Genomic DNA, 3,898 nt, shown 5'->3' with positions numbered 1-3,898 from the left:
CCCGCCTCGCTGACGGGGGCGGGTCAGCCGCTACCACAAGGCACCGACATCTTCGGCGGCGTCGGCTGAGTTGTCCCCAACATCGGATTCATCCACAGATTCGGCCGTGGTTGTGCGTTGAGGTCTGTCCTGTCGGGACCATGGATAGCGTTGAGGTATGGCGGATTTCATCAACGGCGCGGTGGCACGGGAGCGAGCTCACGTGCTGCTGGACCAGATCGATGCCGCCCAAGACGAGTTGCGAGAGTTGCCCACCGTCGATGTGGGCAGTGCGTTCCGGGTGACGATGGCGGAACGGTTGGAGAATCAACAACGGGCGAACCGAGGCCTGATGTACCGGGTGTTCGCCGAGCTTGTACACCCGCCTGACGAATCCCGCGTGAATCCGGATGTGATCGACAAGCTCTGGGCGCGCCTGCGGATCGCGCCGCGCGAGATCCGGCGCCGATTCAAGGTCGCGGCGCGGATCCGGCCGAGCACGGCGTTGACCGGTGCATTGATACCGCCGGAACTGCCGGCGGTCGCCGAGGCCGTCGAGGCGGGCGCCATCGGCGAGGACCACCTGAAAGTGATCACCGACTGCATGGATCGGCTGCCGTCCAACACCTCGGCGGCCGACCGCACGGAAGTCGAAGCGAGCCTGGTGCGCGAGGCGGCCAAGAACGACGCCGATGCCGTGCGCGTGATCGGGCGTCGTATCGATGAGATCTTCAATCCCGACGGCCACTACGACGAATCCGACCGGGCCCGCCGGCGTGGTTTGGTGCTCGGCCCGCAGGGCCGCGACGGCATGTCGCGGCTCACGGGTTGGGTCGATCCCGAAACGCGGTGCTACGTCGAAACGGCAAGCGCCGCAGTTCGACCGGGACGGCACATGCCCGACGGCAGCATCGAAGGCACCCGCGACGACCGGTCGATGGCGCAACGGTGCCACGACGGCATCAAGCTGGGACTCAAAGCCGGAATCGCATCGGGCGAACTGGGGACCCACCGCGGGGTGCCCGTCACCGTCGTCGTCCGCACCTCGCTGGGAGAGCTGAACCAGGCGGCGCATGCGGTCGTCGACCCGTACGTCTCGATGCCGGGCCCGGCGCGCACCGGCGGAAACAGCGTGCTGCCGATGCGCGACGTGATTCGAATGGCCGCCGACGCGATCCACTACCTGGCTGTCTTCGACGACCACACCGAGCGCCCGATCTACTTGGGCCGACAGAAACGGATCGCCACCGCCGATCAACGCGTCATCTGCTACGCCCGCGACGGCGGATGCACCCGGCCCGGCTGCACCGAACCCGGATACCACTCCGAGGTGCATCACAGTCCGGAATGGGCCGAGGGTGGAGCCACCGACGCCGACAAGCTGTTCTTCTGCTGCGGGCCCGACCACAAAGCGGTGAGCGAGGGCCGCTGGCGCACCACCGTCACCGATGCCGGCCGCCTCGCCTGGAGCAACGACAACCATCCACCCGAGGTCAACCGCCTGCACCACCCCGAAGAACCGCTGCGCGGCAACGTCGATCCGCCGCGCGGTGAGGACGGTCCATCGCGTGGCGACGACGATGACGCCTGACGCCGGCCGAAGAGGCGCGAACCCGTGGCTGCGTCCACAATGGGCCCGTTATCGTCGTAGGGCGCTTACCGGCCCGGTAAGCGAAATGCTCAGCGCAGCGCTTACTTTCGGGAGGTCGGATGCCAAGCGATGTGCGAAAGGCGATCACCGGCGCATCGATCGGAAACGCCGTCGAGTGGTTCGACTTCGCGATCTACGGCTTCCTGGCGACGTTCATCGCGGCCAACTTCTTCCCCGCGGGCAACGAGACGGCGGCCCTGCTGAACACGTTCGCGATTTTCGCGGCCGCCTTCTTCATGCGACCGCTCGGCGGGTTCGTCTTCGGTCCGCTGGGCGACAAGCTCGGCAGGCAACGGGTCCTGGCGTTGGTGATCCTGTTGATGTCGGGTGCGACGGTGCTGATCGGTGTGCTGCCGACCTACGCGTCGATCGGTGTCGCGGCGCCGCTGCTGCTCCTGCTGCTGCGGTGTCTGCAGGGGTTCTCGGCCGGCGGCGAATACGGCGGCGGCGCCGTCTATCTCGCGGAGTTCGCCTCGGAACGGCGTCGTGGGCTGACCATCACGTTCATGGTGTGGTCCGGCGTCCTGGGCTTCCTGCTGGGTTCGATCACCGTGACACTGCTACAGGCGCTGTTGCCCACCGCGGCGATGGAGAGCTACGGCTGGCGTATCCCGTTCCTGATCGCCGGACCGCTGGGCCTCGTCGGCCTCTACATCCGACTGCGTCTCGACGACACACCGCACTTCGCCGAACTCAGCAAGACCGACCGAGTCGCCGACTCGCCGCTGCGCGAGGCGTTTACGACGTCGTGGCGGCCGATCCTGCAAGTGATCGGGCTGTTCATCGTCTTCAACGTCGGCTACTACGTCCTGTTCACGTTCCTGCCGACCTATTTCATCAAGACGCTCGAATTCTCCAAGACCGATGCGTTCCTGTCGATCACGTTGGCCAGCCTGGTCGCGCTGATACTGATCCTTCCGCTGGCGGCGCTGTCGGACCGCATCGGCAGGCGTCCGATGCTGATCGCCGGGTCCGTGGCGTTCGCGGTGTTCGGTTATCCGTTGTTCCTGCTGCTGAACTCGGGCTCGCTGGTCGGTGCGATCGCCGCCCACTGCGGTTTGGCGGTCATCGAATCGATCTACGTCTCCACCGCCGTCTCCGCGGGCGTCGAACTATTCGCGACCACGGTGCGCTACAGCGGCTTCTCGATCGGCTACAACATCTGCGTCGCCGGGTTCGGCGGCACCACCCCGTACATCGTCACCTGGCTGACCGCCGAAACCGGCAACAATCTGGCGCCCGCGTGGTACCTGGTCGTCGCAGCCGTCGTCTCGCTCGCGACGGTCGTCACGCTGCGAGAGTCCGCGGGCCGACCACTCGCACAGACCAGCGACCACCGGGCGGCGCCGGCGATGCCGTGATCGCAGAACCTGAGAGCAGACCCGAACCGTTCTCTCAGGCACGTGGCAGTTCGGTGTCCTACCTTGCCTGTGCATGACGAGGTTGCGCCTCCACGCGGTCGCGGTCTCGGCCGCGGTGTTGGTCACCGCGGTGCTGGGGGCCGGCGGGGCGCGTGCCGACGACTACGCGGGTGAGACCTACGGCGACGCGGCGGGACAGATCAGCGGGACGGGTAAAACAGCCGTCGTCGCAACCAAGTCCGGGGACATGCTGCCGCAGGACGAGTGCGTCGTGACCCATTCCCAGACGGCGCCGTGGGTCAAGGGTGCGTCATTCACACCGGACACGAACACGATGCTGCTCGACCTGAACTGCAACGCCAAGGTCGCGACGGCGAAGAGCCCCGGTAATTCCGCCGCGAGCCCGGAGGGCCGCGCGGCGGCCAAGGAGGCCAAGGAGGCCCAAGCATCCAAGCAGGCCCAGGCGTCCAACAACGCAGCCTCCAACAATGCAGCGCCCACCACCAAGAAGCAGTAGCGCGGACCCTCTAGCACTCGGCGCCCGCGGCTAGGGTGGGCCCATGAAGCTTCGCGTGATGCCCTACGTCACGGTCGAGATCGACGATCGCCTGCGCCGACGCGTGCGGTCCGCCGGCGAGCGACTCCGCGTCAACGTTCGGGCCTACCTGCTCAGCGCGGCCGACGAGGTCGACACCGCCAGCGACAAGGTCCGAGGTCTGTGCGACCGAGCGGTCAACCGCGTCGACACAGTCGTCGCGACGGTCAACGACCGGATCGCTCCCGAGCGCGAGGCGCCGACGCTGCGCGTGGTCGCCGGGGGTCGCGAGGCCAGCTAGCTGTTCTGACCACGGACGTTAGGTACGGCGTGGCGTGGTGACATGACGAAGACCTCCGAGTGAAGTGCGAG

General features: G+C 67.0%; 4 protein-coding genes. All 4 read left to right on the top strand.

The window, feature by feature from the left end; genetic code table 11:
• Nucleotides 1-157: 157 nt before the first annotated feature.
• The 4 genes from A5752_RS16715 (at nucleotide 158) to A5752_RS16700 (ending at nucleotide 3,827) form a co-directional block, all read left to right on the top strand.
• Nucleotides 158-1,570 (top strand): HNH endonuclease signature motif containing protein, encoded by a 1,413-nt coding sequence (locus A5752_RS16715; protein ID WP_067087740.1) that lies wholly within the window; start codon nucleotides 158-160, stop codon nucleotides 1,568-1,570.
• Nucleotides 1,571-1,689: 119 nt separating this feature from the next.
• Nucleotides 1,690-2,991, top strand: a complete 1,302-nt coding sequence (locus A5752_RS16710; RefSeq protein ID WP_067087738.1) for an MFS transporter — start codon at nucleotides 1,690-1,692, stop codon at nucleotides 2,989-2,991.
• 73 nt (nucleotides 2,992-3,064) lie between these two features.
• A complete protein-coding gene (locus A5752_RS16705; protein ID WP_067087736.1) occupies nucleotides 3,065-3,508 on the top strand; it encodes a hypothetical protein in 444 nt (147 codons plus the stop codon).
• A gap of 43 nt (nucleotides 3,509-3,551) precedes the next feature.
• On the top strand, nucleotides 3,552-3,827 hold the full coding sequence (locus A5752_RS16700) for a hypothetical protein (protein ID WP_067087734.1): 276 nt from the start codon (nucleotides 3,552-3,554) through the stop codon (nucleotides 3,825-3,827).
• The last annotated feature ends 71 nt before the right edge of the window (nucleotides 3,828-3,898 follow it).

It is taken from the genome of Mycobacterium sp. 852002-51961_SCH5331710 (assembly GCF_001665535.1).
Classification (GTDB): Bacteria; Actinomycetota; Actinomycetes; order Mycobacteriales; family Mycobacteriaceae; genus Mycobacterium.
This window is presented reverse-complemented; position numbering and strand designations above follow the sequence as displayed.